20 protein-coding genes are annotated in these 24795 nt (G+C 37.1%); all 20 read right to left on the bottom strand.

The window, feature by feature from the left end; genetic code table 11:
* Nucleotides 1-67: 67 nt before the first annotated feature.
* The 20 genes from MHI40_RS06515 to MHI40_RS06420 all read right to left on the bottom strand — a co-directional run bounded on the left by MHI40_RS06515 (nucleotide 68) and on the right by MHI40_RS06420 (nucleotide 24665).
* Nucleotides 68-934 (bottom strand): 2-oxoacid:ferredoxin oxidoreductase subunit beta, encoded by an 867-nt coding sequence (locus MHI40_RS06515; protein WP_093535021.1) that lies wholly within the window; start codon nucleotides 932-934, stop codon nucleotides 68-70.
* Nucleotides 921-2675, bottom strand: a complete 1755-nt coding sequence (locus tag MHI40_RS06510) for a 2-oxoacid:acceptor oxidoreductase subunit alpha (protein ID WP_340761965.1) — start codon at nucleotides 2673-2675, stop codon at nucleotides 921-923. The genes MHI40_RS06515 and MHI40_RS06510 overlap by 14 nt, the downstream gene beginning before the upstream one ends.
* 267 nt (nucleotides 2676-2942) lie before the next feature.
* Nucleotides 2943-3209, bottom strand: a complete 267-nt coding sequence (locus MHI40_RS06505; protein ID WP_093535025.1) for a stage V sporulation protein S — start codon at nucleotides 3207-3209, stop codon at nucleotides 2943-2945.
* Between the two features lie 85 nt (nucleotides 3210-3294).
* Entirely contained in the window at nucleotides 3295-4092 is a 798-nt protein-coding gene (locus MHI40_RS06500) for a TIGR00282 family metallophosphoesterase (protein ID WP_093535717.1), read from the bottom strand.
* A 90-nt stretch (nucleotides 4093-4182) separates the two neighbouring features.
* Complete coding sequence (gene rny / locus MHI40_RS06495) at nucleotides 4183-5739, bottom strand: ribonuclease Y (protein WP_093535027.1); 1557 nt, start codon at nucleotides 5737-5739, stop codon at nucleotides 4183-4185.
* Nucleotides 5740-6186: 447 nt separating this feature from the next.
* Nucleotides 6187-7257, bottom strand: coding sequence for a recombinase RecA (gene recA / locus MHI40_RS06490; RefSeq protein WP_340761964.1), 1071 nt, complete (start codon nucleotides 7255-7257; stop codon nucleotides 6187-6189).
* Nucleotides 7258-7434: 177 nt separating this feature from the next.
* Entirely contained in the window at nucleotides 7435-8691 is a 1257-nt protein-coding gene (locus tag MHI40_RS06485; protein WP_340761963.1) for a competence/damage-inducible protein A, read from the bottom strand.
* 14 nt (nucleotides 8692-8705) lie between these two features.
* Complete coding sequence (gene pgsA / locus MHI40_RS06480; RefSeq protein ID WP_093535721.1) at nucleotides 8706-9284, bottom strand: CDP-diacylglycerol--glycerol-3-phosphate 3-phosphatidyltransferase; 579 nt, start codon at nucleotides 9282-9284, stop codon at nucleotides 8706-8708.
* Between the two features lie 55 nt (nucleotides 9285-9339).
* Nucleotides 9340-10197 carry a helix-turn-helix domain-containing protein gene (locus MHI40_RS06475; RefSeq protein ID WP_340761962.1) on the bottom strand — a complete coding sequence of 286 codons (858 nt, stop codon included), beginning with the start codon at nucleotides 10195-10197 and terminating at the stop codon, nucleotides 9340-9342.
* 16 nt (nucleotides 10198-10213) lie between these two features.
* Nucleotides 10214-11020 (bottom strand): DUF3388 domain-containing protein, encoded by an 807-nt coding sequence (locus tag MHI40_RS06470; protein WP_093535033.1) that lies wholly within the window; start codon nucleotides 11018-11020, stop codon nucleotides 10214-10216.
* A gap of 156 nt (nucleotides 11021-11176) precedes the next feature.
* The gene (gene ymfI / locus MHI40_RS06465; protein ID WP_340761961.1) at nucleotides 11177-11920 is read right to left on the bottom strand and encodes an elongation factor P 5-aminopentanone reductase; all 744 of its coding nucleotides are present in this window, start codon (nucleotides 11918-11920) and stop codon (nucleotides 11177-11179) included.
* Nucleotides 11901-13202 (bottom strand): EF-P 5-aminopentanol modification-associated protein YfmH, encoded by a 1302-nt coding sequence (gene yfmH, locus MHI40_RS06460; protein WP_340761960.1) that lies wholly within the window; start codon nucleotides 13200-13202, stop codon nucleotides 11901-11903. The genes ymfI and yfmH overlap by 20 nt, the downstream gene beginning before the upstream one ends.
* A complete protein-coding gene (gene yfmF, locus MHI40_RS06455; protein WP_340761959.1) occupies nucleotides 13195-14472 on the bottom strand; it encodes an EF-P 5-aminopentanol modification-associated protein YfmF in 1278 nt (425 codons plus the stop codon). Before yfmF ends, yfmH begins: the two co-directional genes overlap by 8 nt.
* A 208-nt stretch (nucleotides 14473-14680) precedes the next feature.
* Nucleotides 14681-15640 (bottom strand): ABC transporter permease, encoded by a 960-nt coding sequence (locus tag MHI40_RS06450; protein WP_093535041.1) that lies wholly within the window; start codon nucleotides 15638-15640, stop codon nucleotides 14681-14683.
* Between the two features lies 1 nt (nucleotide 15641).
* Nucleotides 15642-16688: an ABC transporter permease gene (locus tag MHI40_RS06445; RefSeq protein WP_093535043.1), complete on the bottom strand. Its 1047-nt coding sequence runs from the start codon at nucleotides 16686-16688 to the stop codon at nucleotides 15642-15644.
* On the bottom strand, nucleotides 16678-18228 hold the full coding sequence (locus tag MHI40_RS06440; protein WP_093535045.1) for an ABC transporter ATP-binding protein: 1551 nt from the start codon (nucleotides 18226-18228) through the stop codon (nucleotides 16678-16680). The genes MHI40_RS06445 and MHI40_RS06440 overlap by 11 nt, the downstream gene beginning before the upstream one ends.
* Nucleotides 18229-18372: 144 nt before the next feature.
* Nucleotides 18373-19458 carry a BMP family lipoprotein gene (locus MHI40_RS06435; protein WP_093535047.1) on the bottom strand — a complete coding sequence of 362 codons (1086 nt, stop codon included), beginning with the start codon at nucleotides 19456-19458 and terminating at the stop codon, nucleotides 18373-18375.
* A 46-nt stretch (nucleotides 19459-19504) separates the two neighbouring features.
* A complete protein-coding gene (locus MHI40_RS06430) occupies nucleotides 19505-20233 on the bottom strand; it encodes a GntR family transcriptional regulator (RefSeq protein WP_093535049.1) in 729 nt (242 codons plus the stop codon).
* Between the two features lie 198 nt (nucleotides 20234-20431).
* Complete coding sequence (locus MHI40_RS06425; RefSeq protein WP_340764412.1) at nucleotides 20432-22681, bottom strand: FtsK/SpoIIIE family DNA translocase; 2250 nt, start codon at nucleotides 22679-22681, stop codon at nucleotides 20432-20434.
* 316 nt (nucleotides 22682-22997) lie between these two features.
* Complete coding sequence (locus MHI40_RS06420; RefSeq protein ID WP_093535051.1) at nucleotides 22998-24665, bottom strand: ribonuclease J; 1668 nt, start codon at nucleotides 24663-24665, stop codon at nucleotides 22998-23000.
* Nucleotides 24666-24795: the final 130 nt, after the last annotated feature.

The following is a 24795-nucleotide window of genomic DNA, read 5'->3' as shown; positions in this document are numbered from 1 at the left end:
TTTTTATGGGCTTTCGTTCGCAGAAAAAAAGCTCATGAACTTTTGACATTCATGAGCCCTTAAACCATTACATAAAGTCTTGAATTAAAGCATTGAATTCCTGTTCACTCATCTTCAAATTTTGATCGACAAGTGGTGTTGGCGCATACCCAGGAACTTGTTCTTGGTATGATGGTGCATTTTCGTCTTGATATATGATACCTGTTACAAGTCCTTTTGTTTCCATTACTAATTTCATAGCTTCATCTCTGTTTGTAGAGTCATATCCTTCTACAGCAGAAAGCTTAGTTAAATGCTCTTTAAACCAGTCATACGTATTTACTTTATTGTATGTTACACATGGGCTAAATACATTTATAAACGAGAAGCCTTTGTGATTAATGCCCGCCTCAATAATAGCAGTTAGCTCTTTAATATCAGAAGAAAATCCTTGCGCTACAAATGTTGCTCCGGATGTAAGCGCTAGTTCTAATGGCTGCACGGATGGTTCAATTGCTCCACCAGGTGTTGACTTCGTTTTAAAGCCCTCTGCTGAACGTGGAGACGTTTGCCCTTTTGTTAATCCGTAGATTTGGTTATCCATAACAACATAAGTTATATCTACATTACGACGTATCGAGTGAATGGTATGACCCATACCTATTGCAAAGCCATCTCCATCACCACCAGAAGCGATAACGTGTAAATCTTTGTTTGCCATTTTCAGACCCTGAGCTATTGGTAGTGCACGCCCATGAATGCCATGAAAACCGTATGAGTGAATATATCCAGAAATACGTCCAGAACAACCGATACCAGAAATTACAGCTAAATCATGTGGTTGAATGCCAACATTTGCAGCAGCACGTTGAATCGCTGCCTGCACTGAGAAGTCACCACATCCTGGACACCAGTTAGGTTTTACGTTATTACGAAAATCTTTAAATGTTACCATCTGTTAGCAACTCCTTTACTTGTTTTGCAAGCTGTAATGGTAAAAATGGGGTGCCATCATATTTTGTGACACTCACCAATTTATCATGACCACCGACATTCATTTTGATGATATTTGCTAATTGTCCTGTTGCGTTGTTTTCCACTACTACCACTTTTTTTGCTTTCGCAACTAGTGATTGCATTTCCGCCACTGGGAATGGGTGGATTAAGCGAATATGCGCATGATTTACTTTAACATCACTTTCAATAAGTGTTTGTTGTAATTCTTCCAACACACCTCTAGTAGAGTTGAAACCAACAAATAGTATATCAGCCTCTTCATATGGTGCGTTTACATATACAGGCTCTTTGAAGTTAATATGATTAAGCTTCCCTAAACGTTTGTCCATTTGAGCCTTACGATTTGTAGCTGCCTCCGATGGTTTACCTGTTTCATCATGCTCTACACCAGTTACATGATGAATCGCATGCTGTGTGCCTGGTAAGACACGAGGTGATACCCCGTCTTCAGTCAGTTCATAGCGTTTGAAGTACGATTTATCTTCCGTTACCGGTATTTCTTCATTCTCTACTAATTTTCCACGACGAATTTCAACCTTCGAGTAATCAAATGGCTCCACTGTTTGTTTACCAAGTGATAGTTGTAAATCAGATAAGATTATTACGGGAAGTTGCAATTCTTCTGCAATATTGAATGCTTGAATAGTATCGTAGAAAGCTTCTTCTCCAGTACTTGGTGCAATAACCACTTTTGGAATTTCGCCATGTGTTCCATAAATCATTTGCATTAAGTCGGATTGTTCCTGTTTAGTTGGTAAACCTGTTGAAGGTCCACCACGCTGTGTATCCACGATTACAAGTGGTTGTTCAGTCATACCAGAAAGTCCGATTGCTTCCATCATGAGCGACAGTCCTGGACCCGCTGATGCAGTAAATGCACGAACACCTCCATAGTTTGAACCAATCGCCATTGTAGCGGCAGCAATTTCATCTTCTGTTTGAATAACTGCACCACCAAAGAGTGGTAGTTTTTTAATCATATATTCCATAATTTCTGAGGCAGGTGTGATTGGATATGCTGCCATAAAACGAACACCTGCAGCTAATGCCCCAAATGCAATTGCATCGTTTCCAATCATGAACATACGGTGTTTTCCATCCGCAGGAGCAATCTCCCATTCTCCTAGACGATCTCCGAGCTGCTCCGCCATTGTATCAAAACCTTGTTGAATAGCTTGCATGTTTTTTTCTACTACTTCTTGTCCTTTTTTACCGAAGATTTCATCTACCACACCTTGGAATACTGCTTTGTCTAAGTTAAGTAATGCTGCACTGGCGCCAATTGCTACCATGTTTTTCATAAGAGATGTCCCAGATTCTGCAGCTATCTCTGTGAAAGGGACGATATACATTGGGGCCTTACAATCTTCAGGTGCCACTGGTGAGAATTTTGCATCTGCTAAAACAATGCTTTTTTCCGTTAACTCTTTGTAATTTACATCAATTGTTTCTTGATCAAATGCTACTAAAATATCTAAATCATCTGGTATTGTACGAACTTGTGTTGGGCGTACACAGATTTTATTGTTTGTATGGCCACCTTTAATACGTGAAGAGAAATGACGGTATCCGTATAGATAGTATCCAAGGCGATTCATCGCCATTGAGAATATTTCTCCTGTACTCTCAATTCCCTCTCCTTGCTGCCCTCCTACTTTCCAAGAAAGCTGTTGCAACATATAAACATCTCCTTACTATTCGATTAAATACTAATTTCCTTCATAAGTTTATCATGAAGTTTAAGTTATCACTATGTATTCTCTATATTTTTATAGAAATTCAGACCTTTGACGGAAGCTTATCGTCACATTTTATTCGAATAGTTTGGAGTGAAAAGGCGGCGAGGAGGCTGAAGCTAATCCAACTGAAATCATTGCGCTATTAGCAGCGCTCACTAGACCTCTTACAAAAGAGAGGTCGCTACTCTATGAGCAGCGACCTCTCGTCTATTTTGATCTTTTTTCAACAAGTAACTTTAAAGCTGTTCGATCTTCACCTGAAATGACAATATCGGTGAAGGCAGGAGAACAAGTTAAGTCTGTTCCACTTGGAGCTACAAATCCTCTGGCAATTGCTATCGCTTTGATAGCCTGGTTTAATGCTCCTGCTCCTACTGCTTGCATCTCTGCATACCCTTGTTCTCTTATTACTGCAACTAATGCCCCAGCAACTGAATTTGGGTTTGAACGGGAAGATACTTTTAAAGAATCCACTATCATTTCTCCTTTTGTCGCTATATTATGAACTTGCTTCTGGTCCATAACCTAACGTATGCGCAGGAGTAATCTTTTAGACTTTTTAACCTTTAAATGGGTAATCCTCATTTATATAAATTCTTTCCTGGTGTATCGCTTTTCCAGTAGTATTGTCCACTTCTACGAAGAAACCACTGAGCACAGAACGACCTTCCTTCGGTACCTCGAATCGCGTTGGCATATTTGTTTGAAAGCGGTAAAGTACATCCTCTTTTTTCATACCCAAAACTCCATCATAAGGACCTGTCATTCCCACGTCTGTAATATATGCGGTACCTCCAGGTAAAATACGAGAATCTGCAGTTTGAACATGTGTATGTGTTCCTACAACAACAGAAGCTTTTCCATCTAAATGCCAACCAAATGCAATTTTTTCACTTGTCGCTTCGGCATGGAAGTCTACAAAGACAATCGGTGATAGCTTTTTGGCTTCTGACACCATCTCTGTTGCCATTTTAAAAGGATCATCATGTGGTGGTAGAAACGTTCTACCGTGCATATTAATCACTGATATGGTATGACCATTTTTGGAAATGGACGTCATTCCTTTACCAGGTGCGTCTTCTGAAAAATTGGCAGGTCGTATTAAGTAGTCTGTGTCATCGATAAAATCCATGATTTCTTTTTGATCCCAAGTATGGTTACCCATTGTCACCACATCTACTCCCATATGGAGCAAAGACTGGAAAATACTTTTTGTAATGCCGCGTCCTGCCGCTGCGTTTTCTCCATTAGCAATGACTACATCTACATCGTATTTTCTTCTCAGTCTTGGTAGATAATCCTCTAACGTGTCTCGTCCCATTGAACCAACGATGTCACCTATAAATAATATTCTCATTACTACATCAATTCCTTTCACGAAAAAAAGGCTTCATTTCGAAGCCTTTTTGTTAATACTACCATAAAGCATTCACATCTATACTAGATGTTATTTTGCATATTCTACTGCTCTAGTTTCTCTAATAACAGTCACTTTTATATGACCTGGATAATCTAACTCTTCTTCAATTCGTTTACGGATATCTCTTGCCAAACGATGAGCAGTTAAGTCATCAATTTGATCTGGACGAACCATAATACGAATTTCTCGACCAGCTTGAATAGCGAATGATTTTTCTACACCTTCATAGGATTCAGAAATTTCCTCTAATTTCTCCAAGCGACGAATGTAGTTTTCTAATGTTTCACTTCTTGCACCAGGTCGTGCTGCAGATAATGCATCGGCAGCTGCCACTAATACAGCAATAACGGAAGTAGCTTCTGTATCCCCATGATGGGAAGCAATACTATTAATAACTACTGGATGTTCTTTGTATTTTGTTGCTAACTCGACACCGATTTCCACGTGGCTACCTTCCACTTCATGGTCAATTGCTTTCCCAATGTCATGTAGTAACCCTGCACGTCTTGCAAGTGTTACATCTTCACCAAGCTCTGCTGCCAACAACCCTGACAAGTAGGCAACTTCTGTGGAGTGTTTTAATACATTTTGGCCATAACTTGTACGATAACGAAGTCTACCTAGAATTTTCATAAGATCTGGATGTAAATTATGAATCCCCATATCGAAAGTAGTTTGTTCTCCAATTTCACGAATTTGTTCATCTACTTCTCTTCTAGACTTTTCTACCATTTCTTCGATTCGCGCCGGATGAATTCGTCCATCCTGTACCAGTTTTTCAAGTGCTAAACGCGCTGTTTCTCTTCGAATTGGATCAAAACCTGAAAGAATTACTGCTTCTGGTGTATCATCAATAATTAAATCGATACCAGTTAACGTTTCAAGTGTACGAATGTTTCGACCTTCACGTCCTATAATGCGACCTTTCATCTCATCATTCGGCAGATTAACTACAGAGACAGTTGTTTCAGCAACATGGTCTGCAGCAAAACGTTGTAACGCAAGGGAAAGAATCTCTCGAGACTTTTTATCGGATTCTTCTTTAGCTCTAGTTTCCGATTCCTTTGTCATCACAGCAATATCAGTAGTAAGCTCATTCTCTACTTCCTGAAGAATTATTGACTTCGCTTCTTCACGGGTTAAAGTAGAAATTCTTTCTAGTTCTGTTTGTTGCTCTTTAACTAGTTCATCCACTTTGCGTTCTTTTTGTTCGATATGCTGTTGTCTTTCAGTTAGAGCATCATCTTTACGCTCAAGACTTACTTCTCTCTTGTTTAGAGCATCATCTTTACGATCAAGGTTCTCTTCTCTTTGTACTAACCGATTTTCCTGTTTTTGCAGTTCCATACGGCGTTCACGGATGTCAGATTCTGCTTCATTTCGTAATTGGTGAGCTTCATCTTTGGCTTCTAAAAGTGCTTCTTTCTTCAACGCTTCCGCTTCTCGCTTTGCTTCATCTATGAGATTAGCTGAAGATTGTTTTGCACCAGTCACTTTTGAATCGTTCACGTTTTTTAGATAAATATAACCAACAACGGCACCGACAATCAGACCAAGCAAAGCGGAGATGATAATTTCTGTCATTCGAACACCCCCTAATGCTATACTTTTTAGTTTCAGTCGGCACGTATATACAAAACCATATACGTAATGCCTATAATCATTTAATAATAAAGAAATTATACAATTTTAATTGTATAGATGTAGAAATACTCTGTCAAGGAAGGGAGGTATAATATATATAAAGTAGGACAAAATAGATAGATGTTTGTGCAAAATTCCATTCAAATGAATTTAAACACAAGCTTTTAAAAGATCAAAACTTGTTTCTATCCTTTTAGAAGTGCTTAAATAAGCCATTTTCTATTTGATAATGTTACTAATTTTATAGCCCGAGATGAATGACAAGTCATTTGAAACGGAAATTATAACAGGATTATTATTTATCCAGAAGGAACTAGTCTACAACATACAATTTATATATTTTCAAAAAAAGTCTCTCAAATGAATGAGAGACTTTCTGTCTTGTTATTACTTATCCTCTAATAATAATTCAAATTCTTCGTCTTCGTCCTCTTCAATGTCATGTGCACCAATCGTTAAAGACCCTGCTGCCATTCCAAGAGATTCACGGATTTTACCTGTAATTTCTGCTTTAATAGCAGGATTCTCTTTTAAATATTGTTTTGCATTTTCTCTACCTTGTCCTATACGTTCCTCATTGTACGCATACCAAGAACCACTTTTTTGAATAATGTCATATTCAGAACCAATATCAACTACTTCTCCTTCTTGAGATATTCCTTCACCATACATAATATCTACTTCCGCAGTTCTAAATGGTGGAGCAACTTTGTTCTTCACTACTTTAATTTTTGTTTTATTACCCATAATATCTGTACCATGCTTGATTGCTTCTGCCCGTCTTACTTCTAAACGCACAGAACTATAGAATTTAAGCGCACGACCACCTGTTGTAGTTTCCGGATTTCCGAACATTACTCCAATTTTTTCACGAACTTGGTTGATGAAAATAGCGATTGTGTTCGATTTACTAATAACACCAGAAAGTTTACGTAATGCTTGAGACATTAATCGAGCTTGAAGACCCATATGAGAATCTCCCATTTCTCCTTCAATTTCAGCTTTAGGTACTAAAGCTGCTACAGAGTCAATTACTAGTATTTCAATTGCACCACTACGTACAAGTGCTTCTGCAATTTCAAGTGCTTGTTCCCCTGTATCTGGTTGAGATAAAAGTAATTCATCAATATTTACACCTAGTTTTTGTGCGTAAACTGGATCTAATGCATGCTCCGCATCGATAAATGCAGCTTGCCCACCAGTTTTTTGTATTTCTGCAATGGCATGTAGAGCTACAGTTGTTTTACCTGAACTCTCTGGACCATATATTTCAATAATACGTCCTCTTGGGTACCCACCTATTCCTAGTGCAGCATCCAATGCTAAAGAACCACTAGAAGAAGTAGAAATTTCAAGATTTGTCTTTTCTCCTAATCTCATAACAGAACCTTTACCAAATTGTTTCTCTATTTGTTTTAACGCCATATCTAATGCTGCTTTACGATCATTATTAGCCAATTAATTTCCTCCTCAAAAGAAATGATGATGTTTTTTATTTCTATCCTTACTATACTCGGTCTTTGAGAAATTTACAAGAAAAAAGCGAACGTTCATTCGTTTATTTTTTACGTCTATTTAATTTTGAGTGTGAAAAACGGCTCAAAATTGGATTTTGGGCCGTTTTATTGATCTAAATTAAATTTTCGATAATGTTTGCTCACGCAGTAATCGTATTAAGTAATAGATTGTAAACTTTACTGTTCTAATTCTGTTCGTGTTTCGTAAACCTGAAAGGTTGAGTTTATATGTTACTGGCTTCAAATCACCTAATGCAATTCCAATCCAAATCGTGCCAGCAGGTTGCCCTCCGTGACCATCAGGACCTGCAGCTCCAGTAATACCTACACCTATATCGGTTTGAAATTTTTCTTTTACTTTAAGTGCCATTTGCTCTGCGCATTCACTTGAAACAACGCTATACTTCTCAATAATTGCAGCATCTACACCTAGTTGCTTAATCTTCACGTCTTCTGTATAAGTGATCATACCACCAACCAATGCTTCTCCCATTCCCGGCACTGCAGCAAGTTCTGATTGGAAAAGTCCTGCTGTCATGCTTTCAGCTGCTGAAATAGTCAAGTCATTTTCGATAAGTATTTCTCTAAGTTTCGAAGGTAAAGAGTCATTATTATATCCATAAACGAATTTACCAACTCTGTTTAAAATTTCAGCTTGTAATGCTTCAATCTTTTTCCAAGCCTCATCCTCCGAATTACTCTTTGCTGTTAATCGGAGTGTAACCTCTCCATCAGAAGCAAGGGGTGCAAGTGTGGGATTTGTTTGGTTATCTAGGAGATCTTGGACTTCTGTTTCTAGCTCGGCTTCCCCTATTCCATAGAACCGAATAACATGGGACATAATAACATTTTCATCTAAAAGAAGCTTCGGTAATAGTGGCTTCGCTTCAAATTGGAACATAGGCTCCATCTCTTTTGGTGGACCAGGAAGAAGCATATATGAATGACTATCGGTAGTTAGTAACATACCAGGTGCCATACCATGTTTGTTTTCTAATACGGTGCTTCCTTCTAAAACAAGTGCTTGTTTTTTGTTGTTTTCTGTCATATTGCGACCCATACGCTTAAAGAAATCCTCAATATACATGATTGCATGATTATCTAGCACTAAGTTCATTCCCAAATGCTTGGCAATAGTTTCTTTTGTTAAATCATCTTTTGTAGGACCTAACCCACCTGTGAATATGATTAAATCCGCACGTTTTTCTGCTATTTGGATCGATTCTACCAACCTATCCGCATTGTCTCCTACAACCGTATGATAGTATACGTCCAACCCAATCTCTGCTAGCTGAGTAGATATAAAGCGGGCATTTGTATTAGAAATCTGACCTAGTAATAATTCAGAACCTACTGCAATAATTTCTGCTTTCATAAAGAACTTCCTTCCTACTTAGAATCTAGTAACACTTTGCGATTCAAATAAAAGTAATCCCATCCAGACCATACAGTAAAGAATAAACATACGTAAAGCATGATCATATCAAAAGGAATATGGAACATTTCAAAGAATATATTACCCAATAATAGGGAAGAAATCGCAACTATTTGAGTCCACATTTTTATTTTGCCTAGTTGATTGGCTGCGACTACCTCGCCTTCATTCGCTAATATTAATCGAAGGCCAGTTACTGCAAACTCACGGCTAATAATTAATATAACTACCCATGACGGTGCCATTCCAAACTCAACTAAAATGATTAGAGCTGCAGAAACTAATAATTTGTCTGCGAGAGGGTCAAGAAATTTCCCCATATTAGTAACTAAGTTATACTTTCTCGCATAGTAACCATCTATAAAATCAGTAATAGAAGCAATTATAAAGATAATTGCACCTACTAAATGTCCAACTGGAATTGTTGCTCCCAGTAGTGTAATATCTCCCCAATTGAAGTCTATAAGCATAAAAAACATAAAAATTGGGATTAAAAATATACGGAACAAAGAGATTTGATTTGGTATATTCATTTTCATAAAAAATAACTCCTTTCAATATCAAATAAAATAGCCATCATAAAGATGACTATTTGTTGAACTGTATTACTGCATTTTGAGTAATTTCTGCACTTTTAAACTCTACAACTTCATCATTTATTGTAACAATATTTCCTGGAGCGTGTCCAAGACGTATACGTATTTTCGATAATGCACTTGCATCAAATTCGTACGTTTCTCCAGCCTTTACAGATTGATCAGCAATAATTTTGTCGTTTTCATCCCTAATATTCAACCATGTAGTATTTACTGCAACCAATTTTACTAAATAGGTTTCCGCACCGGTTAAATTATAATTTGAAGTTACCCCTTGTAAATCGACGAAACTTAGCTGTTGTGTAGGTTTTGGTTCTTCTTCTACCTCTTCAACTGTTTCTTCTTCCTTAGGCTCTTCCTTATCAGCAGGTTGTATATTTTCATTGTCCTCAAATGTTGGCTTGTTCTCTTGTGTTAGCTCATCACTTGTTACAGTATCTTCCGGCTCATCCGCCCTGTTTTGGAATAAAAACCACGACATTATGATAATTGCGATAACAAAGACTACTACCATAATCATTGGGAAAATCTCCATGATCTTACTAGAAGATCGGCCTCCTAATGCTCTTCTAGAAGGAGTTGTAGGAATACTCTTCGTTACATCCTCGTTGGATGGCGAAGGAATCTCCGATTTATACGTTTCTAATAATTCGTCTCCATTTAATCCAACTGCCTCTGCATATTGTTTAATAAATGCACGAACATAAAATGCACCTGGCATACTTGCATAATTTCCTTCTTCAATACCTGCCAAGTACCGTTTTTGAATTTTTGTTATTTCTTGCAAATCCTCAATACTATAACCTTTTGCTGTTCTCGCTTCTTTTAAGCGAGCCCCAAGTTCAGTCAACTAAAACACCTGCCCGTTAAAAATTGAATCCACCAAATCCGCCAAAGCCAGTCATTCCTTTGTCAGACATTCCGTGGTTTTTTTCCATCATTTCATATGTGATTTGTTCGTCAGGAGTGTGACGAAGCTCGATAATATAATCAAAATCATCAATAGAATACTCCGAATGTTGGATGAACATATCCGGATGTTCAACAACTTTGATTGTTGGCATCCGCATCATTTCCCTGACTAATTGGAGATGCTTTTCATCGTTTGATTTTCTCGTTACAATTCCATCTAATATAAAAATATTACGATCGCTAAACTCATCCCCTGCCAATTGGTTTCTAATCGTTTGCTTAATCATTGTAGAAGACAAGAATATCCACTTTTTATTTGCACATACACTTGCTGCGACGACCGATTCCGTTTTCCCTACTCTCGGCATACCTCTAATCCCAATTAGTTTATGCCCTTCTTGCTTAAAGATTTCAGCCATGAAATCTACTAAGAGCCCTAGTTCATTACGCACAAATCTAAAGGTTTTTTTATCGTCTGCGTCACGCTGAATATACCGGCCATGACGAACCGCAAGTCGATCTCTGAGTTTGGGTTCCCTGAATTTAGTCAACTGAATCGTTTCCATAGTAGAAATAATATGTTCAAAACGTTCAATATTTTCTTTTTTCTCTGCTTTTATAAGCATACCCCGTCTGCCTTCATCTACACCATTGATCGTTACAATATTAACTCGAAGCATACCAAGTAAAGAAGAAATGTCACCTAAAAGTCCCGGACGATTAACTTGAATTTCATATTCAAAAAACCATTCACTAGCCATGTTATATCTTTCCCTTCTCTGTAGATGACGTTTCACTTCATGATTAGTTCTATCATATATGATTTTGTAGTCGAATAAAAGAAAAAAAGAAAAGAGACTGTAATACTCTCCTTTCTTTTACCCTTGTGCTCACTATAAAAAACAGTAAGGAGGATATTAAATATACCATCCTCCATTTACTCGAATAACTTGACCGGTTATATAACTTGCCTTTTCGCTCGTTAAAAATGCGACAGCATTCGCTATATCTTGTGGAGATCCCAAAATACCAGCAGGGATTTCTTCCAAAATCAGCTGACGAGCTTCTTCTTCAATATGGGTATTCATCTTTGTATCGATAAAACCTGGAGAAACTGCATTTACCCTTGTCCTCTGTAAGGCAACCTCTTTAGCATAAGCCTTTACAAGAGCATGCTGAGCGCCTTTAGCAGCAGAGTAAGCCACTTCATAAGATGCACCCGTATCTCCCCATATACTTCCTACAAAGACGACTGAGCTACTAGTCTGTTGTCGAAGCTTGCTATTTAGTTTTCCTAATAAGGCCATAGGATGTTCTACATGCACTTGAAACAACAAACGAATCTCATCTATAGTAGTATCCTCTAATCCTTTGTAAAGGCTATGCCCTTGGGCAAATACAATTGCATTAAGGACGAAAATGCTATCTACAATTTTTTCAATACAATCTGCCTTACTCATATCTGCATGCAAAACCATAAACTCTTGTTCAGGATAGGACTCATTTAGTTCTGTTAACAGCTTTTCAATACGCTCATTATTATTAGCATAGTGAAGGTACAAGGACCAACCAGCTTCTGCAAGATTACGACAAATTGCGGAACCAATTTCACCAGATGCACCTAGCACTAATGCAAACTTTTTAGTCATTTTGTTTCTCAAAAGGTAATATGGTAAACACAGTATGAGCATCTTCGTCTGCTAACGATAGAAATGCAGATTTCACTTGGTCCATTGTAAGTTTTTCTAGAGCTGGTACTACATCAAACAAATTCATGTCATTAAATGAATAACGAGTAAATTGATTGGCAATATATTCTATCGAATTCAGCGCACGTAAGAAAAAGCCTATTTTTTTACGGACAATACGTTGTAAGTCCTGTTCTTCTACGTTCCAATTGGAAGCAAAGTGCTTAATCGTTTCTTTTATTTTGTCGTTTAGTTCAGTTGGATTAACAGTATCTGAACCAATCATTGTAAATCCATATCCTTGCTCCATAGAGAAATCAGCAGAGTAAGATTCATCAATCCAACCATTTTCGTATATTTCTTGATAAAATGCAGAACTTCTGCCAAATATCATTTCAATCGCAACTTGCATTGCCAACTCGTAATTTAACATTTCATCACCGGAAATATCCGTATTACTAGCTTTAATACCGAATAAAACTTTAGGCTTTTGAACATCCATCTGAAGAGTACGCTCTTTTATATCCACTGCTTTTTGTTCTTCAGGATAGAAACGTTTAATTTCTTGTGGCTCCTCAAATTTCTTCGCTGCTTGATCTGCTTTGATGAAATCCATCATTTCTTCTGGATTAACAGCTCCCACTACGAAAAGCACCATATTTGATGGATGATAGAAAGTGTTGTAACACTCATAAAGATGTTCTGCAGTAATATGACTAATCGTATCAATTGTACCAGCAATATCAATCTTTACTGGATGCTCTTTATACATATTTTCAATTGTTCCAAAGTATAAACGCCAATCTGGTTGATCATCATACATCGTAATTTCTTGACCAATTATTCCTTTTTCCTTTTCTACTGTCTGTTCTGTAAAATATGGCTGTTGCACGAAATCCAATAAAGTTTTCGTATTATCTAAAACATGGTCGGTCGAGGAAAACAAGTACGCTGTTCTCGTAAAAGAAGTAAATGCATTCGCAGATGCCCCTTTTTCGCTGAACTTTTGAAATACATCTCCTTCTTCTTTTTCGAACATTTTATGTTCTAGAAAATGGGCAATTCCATCAGGAACGACAACAGGCTCTTCTTTACCTAGAGGTATAAATTCACGGTCAATCGAGCCATATTTTGTGGTAAAAGTGACAAATGTCTTAGAGAAATCTTTTTTAGGAAGAATATAGACATCTAATCCATTTGGAAGTGTTTCTTTATATAATGTTTCATCTAATTGTTGAAAATACTCTTTATTCATTTGTTGCACCTTCCTTACCTGAAAGGAAATAAACAAATTCCTTTTCAATTGTTAAAGCCATTTGTTGTATTTCTTCTTTTGTAACATGCATCCATTTTTCTACCCAATCTTCAACAGTGAAAGAGGTATTTAGCTCTTTATATTGATCATAAATTTCAATTTGAGCACGTGCTGAATCCAAAGCTTCTTTCAACTGATTGGTAAGCATGGATTTCGTTTGATTTAATTCTAAGTCAGAGATTTCACCGTTTTGCAATGCTTTTAGTTGTTCATCGATTAATGCAACTGCTTTTTCTTGTAAATTAGAATCTATTCCTGCTAGCACAAAGATTAAACCATAGAGCGAAGAATAACTGCTCGATGCATAATAGGCCATACTTTCCTTTTCACGTACGTTCATAAAAATCTTCGAATGTGAAAATCCACCTAAAATACCATTCGTCAGCTGCATAACCGGAAATTCTTCCGAGAAGAATGTGATAGGTGTTTGATAAGCAATATGGAGCTTACCTTGTTTCATATCTTGAATTTCATGAAGAAATTCCTTGTTATTACTTTCTTTTGGTATATCTACTGCTTTTACAATCTTCTCTGTACGATCAGCAAAAGAAAAATGACTTTGCATTTTATCTTTTATTTCCTGCACGTTAACATCCCCTACTATATAGATGGATAAACCATCTTTTGTTAGTAAATCATGATGCATATCAATCAGTTGATCGTTTGTAATTGCTTTGACAGCTTCTACTGTCCCATTAGACGTTATGGAAGCAGGACTATTAGGGCGAATATTCTCTAACAAGCGCTGTTGAGCGTATCTTGTTTTGTCATCATACATAGATTGAATACGTTCAATAACCTGTTCTTTTTCTCGTTTAACAATCGACTCATCAAATTTCCCATTCACCAAATTTGGCTTGAAAATAACCGTATGTAATAAAGAAAAGACTTCATCGACAATTTTTTCATTGGATAAATATGCGTCATTTACAGTTTCTGCGTTCAATGAAAAAATATGGTGACTCCCTTTTTTCGTCGTATCAAAGTATAAGACGGCACCGTACAAATCATCTAAACGTTTTCTAAAAGCTACATTTGTAGGGTATACTTCATTGCTAAATTGTAAGATATTCGCTAATACTGCACGCACAGCGGCTTTTTCTACTGTTAATGGCTGTTTCCATTTGAACGATATATTGATCGTTTTAAATTGTTCTGTTGGTCTCACAAAAAGCTTTACGCCACTTGCAAGTTCAAATTGTTGAAACATAAGTGATCCCCCTTTTTCTTTCTAGTGTATCTCAGATAGTGATTCACTATACATCCTCTAATTATATCAGTACAAACAAAAAGGGACCAATTAATTGGCCCCTCTTCCATATTTTCCATTAAATTTTAAGCATTCAATACTTGACTGTCGATTTATGTTCCAATCAAATTATAAAAAGTTTAGAGTATCTTCACTACAAAACTATCAATTAACGTTTTCCTTTGATATAAGGAATTCCACTTGCTCTTGGTGCGTATGCTCTTCCAATAAATCCAGCAACCGCCAAAATAGTTAAAGCATAAGGCAAGATGTGTAAGAAGTATGTTGGCACTTCTTTCACATATGGAATTTGTCCACCAATTATACTTAAAGCCTGAGCGAATCCAAAGAACAATGCCGCTCCAAGCGCTCCTAGTGGATGCCATTTACCAAATATCATGGCAGCCAGTGCCATGAACCCTTGACCATTTATAGTAGTATGACTGAATTCACCAGAAATCGATTGAGAATATACTGCTCCACCTAAACCTGCAAGTGCACCTGATAGGATAACTGCAATATAACGCATTTTTGTTACATTTACACCCATTGTATCTGCTGCCATTGGATGTTCCCCAACTGCACGGAGACGTAATCCAAATGGAGTTTTATAAATAACAAACCAAGCCATCACAGCGATACCAATCGCTAAAATAGAGGTACCATATACATCTTTAAATAACATAGGTCCAATTACTGGTAGATCACTCAAGAATGGAATATCGAATCGGATAAATCGTTCTTGAATATAATCTGTTTGCCCTTTACCATAGATCATTTTCACCGAGAAAAGAGCAATTGCAACACCTAGCATATTGATCGCAACCCCGGATATTGTTTGATCCGCGCGGAAAGAAATCGATGCTACAGCATGCATAACAGAGAATAACCCGGATACAAGCATTGCTGCGATTAACGAAACCCACGGAGTCATTGCGCCAAATGTATCCACGAACATTAAGTTAAATAGAATACCGATGAATGCTCCCATAACCATTAAACCTTCTAGTCCGATGTTAATAACACCAGAACGTTCAGAGAAGACTCCTCCTATTGCTACGAAGATTAACGGAGCTGCATAGAAAATAGCTGCTGGAATAATAAAATATAAAACATCTAAGAAGCTCATATTACTTCGCCTCCTTTTTCTTGTTCGCTTTTTCTAGGAAATAGCGAATAACGTATCCACACGCTACGAAGAATATGATAATAGCTATTACAATAGAAACGATTTCTACTGGAATACCAGCTTCGTTTGGCATATTGAGAGCTCCGTATTTTAATGATCCAAATAACACCGCACCGAAAATTACTCCTAGTGGTGTATTGGCACCTAACAAGGCTACTGCTATTCCATCAAATCCAATTCCAGTAAATCCACCCTTAACATTTGCATATTGGAACGTACCTAATGCTTCCATAGCACCAGCTAATCCAGCAAATGCTCCAGCAATAACCATCGAAAGAATGATATTTTTGTTTACATTCATCCCTGCATACTCAGATGCATGTTTGTTAAATCCAACCGATTTTAACTCATAACCAGTTGTTGTTTTTTCTAATATAAACCACATTAGCAGTACCATAGCAAGAGCTATGAAAATACCATAATGCAAACGAGAGTAATCTGTAATACTTTCGAAAAATGCAGATTTCAATGAAGCCGAAGCATTAATCGTTCCTGTATTGTCTCCACCATCTGACACCACTTTAATTAAAGCGTTTGTTGTATGTAAGGCAATATAGTTCATCATAATTGTTACAATTACTTCATGTACCTGTAGTTTCGCTTTTAATAAACCTGGGATAAAAGCCCAGGCCGCTCCAGCTAATGCTGCTGCGATAATAGCGAATGGTAGATGGATATACATCGGTAGATCAAATGCAATCCCTACATAAGAAGCGGCAAACCATCCAACTAATAATTGCCCTTCCACCCCGATATTAAATAGTCCCGTACGAAAAGCAAATGCCACGGATAAACCAGCAAGTAAATATGGAGTGATTTGACGAATTGTCTCTCCAATTGCATAAGCATCTCCAAAAATACCATTCCATAGTGCCGTGTAACCTAGTATAGGATCATACCCACTTACCAGCATGACAATGGCACCTACAAGCAATCCTAAAATAACAGAAATTACAGGGACAAGTATATTGACTACTCTATTCGACATGAGTTGTATCCCCCTGTTTAGCTATGTTTGAATTCTTCTTTTGACCCGCCATCAATAAACCAAGTTCTTGTTCTGAGGTTTCTTTTGGCAATAAAGTATCTACAATTTGTCCATCATAAATAACTGCAATACGATCGGATACATTCATAACTTCATCTAATTCGAATGAGAGTAGAAGTACCGCTTTTCCGTTGTCTCGTTGTTCAATAAGACGTTGGTGTATAAATTCAATAGCTCCTACATCAAGCCCTCGTGTCGGTAAAGCTGCGATTAACAAATCTGGATCACGTAAAACCTCTCGTCCAATAATTGCTTTTTGCTGATTTCCTCCAGACAGTGCACGAGCAGGTGTATGCTCTCCTTGCGTCCGCACATCAAAATCATTTATAACTTTTTGCGCCAACTCTGAAACTTTTTTATAATTCATAATTCCACTTTTTGAAATAGGTTTTTGATAGTAAGTTTGTAATGCAATATTATGACCAATTGAAAAGTCTAAAACTAAACCATGCTTATGACGATCTTGTGGAATATGCCCTACACCAGCCTCCGTAATTTTACGTGGCTTTTTGTTCGTAATATCTTTCCCGTTTATCGAAACAGAACCGGCTTTTGCTTTGCGAAGACCAGTGATTGCTTCGATTAACTCACTTTGACCATTCCCATCAATACCAGCAATCCCTAGAATTTCTCCTTTGCGGACTGTTAGGTTTAGGCCTTTTACTTTATCAATACCACGATAATCTGCGACTACTAGGTCTTTAACAACAAGTGTATCGTCTGTTGGATTAGCTTCACTTTTAACAGTTTTGAATTCTACTTGTCTACCAACCATTAATGATGCTAATTCATTGGGATTTGTTTCAGCAGTTATAACAGTACCAATTCCTTCACCTTTACGAATAACTGTTACTCGATCAGATACATCCATAATCTCTTTTAACTTATGTGTAATTAATATAATCGATTTACCTTCTTGTATTAAGCGTTTCATAATTTGTATAAGTTCATTTATTTCTTGAGGAGTTAGTGAAGCAGTCGGCTCATCAAAAATAAGAATATCCGCACCACGATAAAGCGTTTTCAAAATTTCAACTCGTTGCTGCATCCCAACCGAAATATCTTCAATCTTCGCATTAGGATCTACATCTAATCCATACATTTCAGACAATTTTTGAATTTTTTTAGCTGCATCTTTAATATTCACCATACCAGCTTTAGTTAATTCATTACCTAATATTATATTTTCTGTTACTGTAAAGTTTTCAACGAGCATGAAATGCTGATGCACCATTCCTATGCCTAAATCATTGGCAACATTTGGGTCTGTAACTTTAACTGTCTTTCCTTTTACTTTTATCTCGCCGGCCTCTGGTTGATATAATCCGAACAAAACGTTCATAAGTGTGGATTTACCAGCACCATTTTCTCCTAAAAGAGCATGTATTTCTCCCTTTTTTAACTGAAGGGTAATGTTATCATTTGCAACAAACGATCCAAACTCTTTCCTTATGCCAAGCATCTCTATTACATAATCCAATGAACTCACTCCCCACTATCATACTAGTACTAAATTAATACACGAAAGACTCTAGACTTTTGAATAGTTAAAATCTTTCGTCTACTAATTTAAAATATCATAAAGACCGAGAGAGATCGGTCTTTATGATGTTCGTTAATATTATTATTCTACTGTTTCAGGAACAACGATTTCCCCATCAGCGATTTTCTTAGTGAACTCATCAATTTGGTCAAGAACATCTTGTGGAATAGCTCCACGAGAATCCGCAAGACCAACACCTTCTTCAGCTAAACCATAAGTTACAGTTGTTCCACCTGGGAAGTTTCCAGCCATTGCATCTTTTGCAATGTTTTGAACTGCAGTTCCAACTTTTTTCAACATAGAAGTAAGTGTTACGTTAGTATCGCCTACAGCACCTTCTTCGTATTGGTCAGAGTCAACTCCGATTACCCATACGTTTGCGTTAGCATCTTTTGTTTTACGTTCTTTTGCTTCTGCAAATACACCATTACCTGTACCACCAGCAGCGTGGAAAATAATATCTACGCCTGAAGAATACATACGGTTAGCAGTTGTTTTACCAAGTGCAGCATCATCAAATTTACCAGTGTATTGTACATCTACTTTAATAGATGGATCTACAGCTTTAACACCTTCTAAGAATCCTGCTTCAAAACGTTCAATTACCGGAATTTCCATTCCACCAACAAAACCGATTTGTTTAGACTCAGACATTAGAGCAGCAGCAACACCTGCAAGGAATGATCCCTCTTGCTCTTTGAACATTACAGAAGCAACGTTTGGAGCATCAACGATTGAATCGATGATTGCAAGTTGAGCGTCTTTTTGTTGTGCAGCAATCGTTTTAATTGGTTCTTCCATTAGGAATCCAATACCATATACTACATCAAAGTCGCGACGTACTAAGTTATTTATGTTTGTAATATAATCTGCATCTGATGTTGATTGAAGGTAGTCATATCCACCATCGCCTTTTTCAAGACCATTTTCTTTACCAAACGCTTCAATACCTTCCCAAGCTGATTGGTTGAATGATTTGTCATCAACCCCACCAACGTCAGTTACCATTGCTAGAGAAAAATCTACTGCTTCAGTTGTACCTTCAGAACCTGTTCCTTCTGAATCTTTTGGTGTAGTTGTTTCTTCATCTTTAGACCCACATGCTCCTAGGATAGTTCCAGCAGCAAGTACTAGTGATAGACCTAATCCAAATTTACGTTTTGTCAATTTGAAAACCCCCATTTATTTTCTTATTAGCAGGAATTGTTGCATTTTACACCCTTTTCCGAACAACGTGAAAGCTAAATTTATCCGCTCGAAAATAATTTTTCGAGTACAAAACCACACGATCGTTTTCATCGTAATGGAGTTGTTTTAAAACAAGCAAGGAAGTTTCTGGCTCACAGTTCAAAGTAGGAGATGCGATCTCGTGGTAACCCACAGGATCAATGTAAGTCACCGCATATGAAATATGTATTTCTCCAGACTCTTCTAATGCAGTAAAAATAGAGCCTTCTTCTCTAATGAGAAAATCATTAGGTAAATAATTTTTCGGAACCTTATCGACACAATACACAACCGGTTCGTCATTTGCAGTACGGACACGTTCCATTGTAACAATCGATTGCTCATCTCCACACTGGAATCTTAAAATATCATCCTCAGATGGAATCGCTTGCATAGAACTCAAGTAAACTGTACCTGGTTCCATTCCAGCCTTACGAATCATAGATGAGACGCTAGAAAGCTGTTCGATACCAGACGTGAAAATGGGCTTAGAATTTACAAACGTGCCCACTCCATGTCTTCTGACTATTACATTTTCTTCTTCCAATAAGCGAAGAGCTTCTCTTAAAGTTGCGCGACTTACTCCTAATGACTTGGCCAATTCAAATTCTGAAGGAAGCTTTTCCTTTTCTTTGAATATGCCCTTATCGATGTCTTGTTTAAGACGATCAATCACTTGTAAATATAAATGCCGATGGTCTACTTTTATTGTCATCTAAAACACCACCATTTTGAAGAGATCAGACCTCTGATGTAAAACTTTCCTACTAATCAGTCATACTATAACATTTTTAATACATGAAATAAATACTTTTATTTATATTATTTTAAAAGTCGATACAAAAAGTATGTGAATTTGTAATTATTTTGTCATACTTTTTCTATAAAGTGTGATACTATTTAACCTTTTAGGTTACATAATATCATCATCCACAGAGTGTTTAGAAACCAGTACTTGTCTTGGCTTACTTCCCTCATAAGGTCCGACAACCCCACTAAGTTCTAGCTGATCGATAATTCTGGCTGCTCTGGAATAACCAATTCTAAATCTTCTTTGAAGTAATGAGACGGAAGCAGTTTGCATTTCAGTTACTAGTTGCACAACATCATCATATAATTCATCTCTATCTAACTGTTCTGCCGACTCTTGCACTTCATCTGGAATCATTTCATCTTGATAATTAGCCTTTTGTTGTTCAATAACAAAATCTACAATTCTTTCAACTTCTGCATCTGATAAAAATGCCCCTTGTACTCGGACTGGCTTCGAGCTACCGGCTGGAAGAAATAACATATCCCCTCTACCTAATAGTTTTTCTGCTCCTCCCATATCTAAAATAGTCCTGGAGTCAATTGCTGAGGAAACTGCAAATGCAATTCTTGAAGGAATATTAGCTTTAATAATCCCTGTTATCACGTCAACGCTCGGTCTTTGTGTAGCAATAATCAAATGAATCCCAGCTGCACGAGCCATCTGAGCCAAGCGAGTGATAGAATCTTCTACATCACTAGAAGCAACCATCATTAAGTCCGCTAATTCATCTACTATAACCACTATAAACGGAAGTTTCGGATGTTTTTCTTCATTCTCTTCGTTCCATCTGTCAATATGCTCATTGTACCCTTGCATATTTCTTGTGCCTGTATGAGAAAACAACTCATATCTTCTTTCCATTTCAGAGACTATTTTCTTCAAGGCCTGTGATGCTTTTCGTGGGTCCGTTACAACGGGCGCAAGTAGATGCGGTATCCCATTATACATATTAAGCTCTACCATTTTTGGATCAATCATCATCATTTTCACTTCATGCGGTTTTGCTCGCATCATTATACTTGTAATTATGCCATTGATACAGACACTCTTCCCACTTCCAGTAGATCCAGCTACTAGTAAATGTGGCATTTTATTTAATTGGGCCAGCACAGCTTGCCCAGTTACATCGCGTCCAAAGCCAATTAATAGCTTCTGACTCGGCATATTATTTTCTTCTGATTCCAAAACTTCTCTCAAACTCACAATAGCTACTTCCTTATTTGGTACTTCGATCCCTATCGCCGATTTCCCAGGTATAGGTGCCTCAATCCGAATATCTCTCGCTGCTAAGGCCAAAGCTAGATCATCATGTAAACTAACGATCCTACTAACTTTCACCCCTACATCAGGTAGAACTTCATATTTTGTTACTGCTGGACCTAAGTGAACTTGAGTAACCTTTGCCTTAACACCAAAACTTAAAAATGTTTGTTCTAGTTTTTTAGCATTAGCTTGAATCGCATTCAATTCACCACTTTGATCACTATGAGCAGGTGCATCTAACAAACTAATAGAAGGTAGTTGATAATCTTCATTCTCAACTGCTTCATTTTCCAAATTAATCTCTATAGGTTCAACGGGTTCAGATGGCTGCTCTACCACTTCTTTTCTAGCTATACGTTCGGTAAATGCAGATATGATCGGTGAAGTAGACTGCTCCTCTTCTTCTGTTTCTAAAGGAACTGCTTCTATTACAGTTACAGCCTCTTCCTGTGCAGCCTGTTTTTTGTTTCGACGGGACTGACCACTAACAGGAGTAGCTGTAGGTGTAGGTTTTTTCTTCTTTTTTTTCGGTCTGTTTAGGAAGCTTTCTTTTAGCTTCGGAAACGTTTCTACTAAGTAAGGGACTAAGGCTTTTCCAGTCAGTAACACAATTCCTATAAATAACATTAGCCAGCCCGCTACTTTTGCACCGGCCGAAGCAAACAGAACATGGAATGATGCAAAAAGTATTGCACCTATTATTCCGCCGCCTAATGAGGTATTTCTATTGGTAATCCCACCGCTTTCTACTAGAACGCGATAGCTTTCTCTTAAAACAGAGTTGGTTACTAATGCTTTTCCTTCAAATAATTGTTGAAATAATGCGATATGGCTAAATAACAATAAACTTCCCAAAACAAAAGCACAGCCTAAAAGTAATCTATGGTTCCATGCCGGTACGGATTGTTTGATCATTATAATAAGTGCATACACGATTAGCATAAATGGAACTGCAATATGCCAATTCCCAAATAAGAAATAACTAATATAAGACAAAAATTCACCCACAAGCCCATATTCAAAAAACGAAATAATGGATAATCCAATAATTAATAGTCCAATAATTTCATAAAGGAGCGGATGCATTGTTTTTTTAGACGGCTTTTTAGTTGGTCTTTTTTTCTTTCTTGCCAAAGTGTCACCTACTTTCTAAGTAATTTTAAAAATCTATTTCGCCATGTACTTAAACAGGCAACGATCGTTTTCGAAGGATTATGGACAGACATTTCCCTCATACTAGTCGTACACGCAGAAATCGTCCAACTGTATTGAAATCAGAATACTATTCATTCTTTCCCCTGCCACGGATGCCTTATTCAAGTTACTTTTTTATATACTTTCTTGTCTTATTAAGATAAAAAGGATTTCCTTCCGTATTCGGAAAGGAAATCCTTTATTCATATTAATATTCCATAATAATAGGGATAATCATTGGACGTCTTTTGGTTTGTTGGAATAAATATGAATTTAGCGTATCACGGATTTCTTGTTTAATGTTTGTCCATTCAAACGTTTCTTTATTCACATATTTTTCAACAACAGTTCTGACCAGCTTAGCAGACTCTTCCATTAGTTCTTCAGATTCACGAACATAAACAAATCCTCTCGAAAGAATTTCTGGTCCAGAAGCAATTTTCTTCTGTGCTCGGTTTAAAGTAACAACAACAATAAATATACCATCTTGTGAAAGCAGCTTGCGATCGCGTAAAACAATATTGCCTACATCTCCAACACCGATTCCATCTATTAAGATATTGCCAGCTTGAACTCGACCACTCATTCTCATTTTACCACTCTTATATTCTACGATATCCCCTTTATCGGCGATGAAAATTTCCGATTTGGTCATACCAATTGCTTGAGCCAATTTTGAATGGGCTATCAACATGCGATATTCCCCTTGAATTGGTATAAAGTATTTAGGTTTTGTTAGATTTAACATCATTTTTAAATCTTCTTGACTACCATGACCTGAAACATGAACATTTTTTTCAGAAGTAAGAACTTTTGCTCCAACTTTTGCAATTTGGTTCATCGTATTATACATTCCTACTTCCATACCTGGAGAAGGTGTAAACGTGATCAAGACAGTATCTGTATCTTTTATTTTAATATCTTTATGATGCTTACGGATCATTTTTTCTAAGGCTTCTAGTGGTTCACCTTGTGTACCTGAGACAATAACTACAATATTTTCATCATTGTATTTAGAGATTTCCTTGATAGAAATAATTGTCTCCTCTTCTACAGTGAAATACCCTAGATCTAACCCTATTTCGAAAATATTTTCTAAGCTTTTTCCTGCAATTGCGACTTTTTTGCCTGTTTCAATTGCTTTGTCGATAACTTGTTGAATTCGTATAAAATTAGATGCATATAGTGCGACTAGTATACGACCTTTAGCAGCGTGGAATGTTTCTGATAATTGGTTTTCGATTACCGCTTCAGAAGTTGTATAACCTGGTCTTTCTGCTTCTGTTGAATCAGATAGAAGTATAAATACACCATCTTCTCCTAAACCAGCAATTTTTGCTATGTCAGGACGATACTTTCCTTTAGCCGATTGGTCAAACTTAAATTCTCCGGTATGAACGATTGCACCTTCAGACGTATGGAATACAATCCCAAGAGAATCAGGAATACTATGCGTTGTATGGAAAAAAGTAACATAGGTTCCTTGGAAATTCATGCGACTTTTATTTGTTACTTCGAAAAACTTGACTGGTTGTTTCGTCGGTAACGCTTTTAAATGCGTTTTTGCTAAAGCAATTGTCAATTTAGAGCCATATACCGGTGCTTGTACTTTTTGAAGTAAATATGAAATGGAACCAATCGCATCTTCGTGACCGTGTGTTAAGAAGATCCCTTTTACACGATCCTTGTTTTCTACTAAGTACGTAATGTCAGGAATTACAATATCTATTCCTAGCATTTCATTTTCTGGGAACATTAAACCACTGTCTACGACAAAAATTTCTTCATCTATTTCTACTACGTACATTGCTTTTCCGATTTCTCCAACTCCACCGAGCGGTATAATTCGAATAAGTTCATTTTTTACTTTTACCAAATCTTTTCCTCCTATAAATCAATTACGCCTCAGAGAAATTGTATCTAGATGTGTATGGTGCTTAGTCCTGCGTCATGCAGTTCAGTTTGCAACTATCGAATAGTAATACGATTTTAGGCTTTCTGTAGTC

It is taken from the genome of Psychrobacillus sp. FSL H8-0510 (assembly GCF_038008345.1).
GTDB lineage: Bacteria > Bacillota > Bacilli > Bacillales_A > Planococcaceae > Psychrobacillus > Psychrobacillus psychrotolerans.
This window is presented reverse-complemented; position numbering and strand designations above follow the sequence as displayed.